At 52.5% G+C, this 569-nt stretch carries 1 protein-coding gene; it reads right to left on the reverse strand.

Annotation, left to right across the window (positions count from 1 at the left end):
• Window positions 1–121: 121 nt before the first annotated feature.
• A complete protein-coding gene (locus J5224_RS34375) occupies window positions 122–409 on the reverse strand; it encodes a DUF333 domain-containing protein (protein ID WP_264629310.1) in 288 nt (95 codons plus the stop codon).
• Between the last annotated feature and the right edge of the window lie 160 nt (window positions 410–569).

Consider the following 569-nt stretch of genomic DNA (forward strand, 5'->3'; position numbering starts at 1 on the left):
CACCGAAGAGGCTTTGCTGAGCTTTTCTCAAACCACCCTGAGCAACATCAAGCAACTTGCCCAAGGTGAATCCTGCCCTAACCAGCTGGACGCATAACCCTGACCGGCGGGCAATAGCAACTCAGCCCGCCGGACACATCCCGTTCAGTAACGATGATTCATCGCAACGCTTACCGTTGGCTAACTGGCAGGTGCCGATATTGCTGCCATTCAATTGCCGAGATTGCGCCATGGTGCCGCCCGCCAACGTACAATTGACCTCTGCCGGCGAGTTGCTTTTCAGCAATAATGCGGTCTCATTCCGGCTTATCGTATTGGCCTCGCTCTGCGCAACCGAATGATTGTCACTGCTGCATGCGGTTACCAGCACAGCGCTGATACCGACCAATAGCCATTGATACCCTTTCATTCATTGGCTCCATTACTTGTTTTATTCTCATTACGTGAGGGTCTTCGCGTCGCTACCGTCAGCATTGCGCGGCAGGTCACGCCACCCGCACTATTATTTTTCTGCTCCACGGGCGGAATGACGACGTGATAATTTTGCGACACACATCACAAAAAACTTG

Source organism: Candidatus Symbiopectobacterium sp. NZEC135 (genome assembly GCF_025962695.1).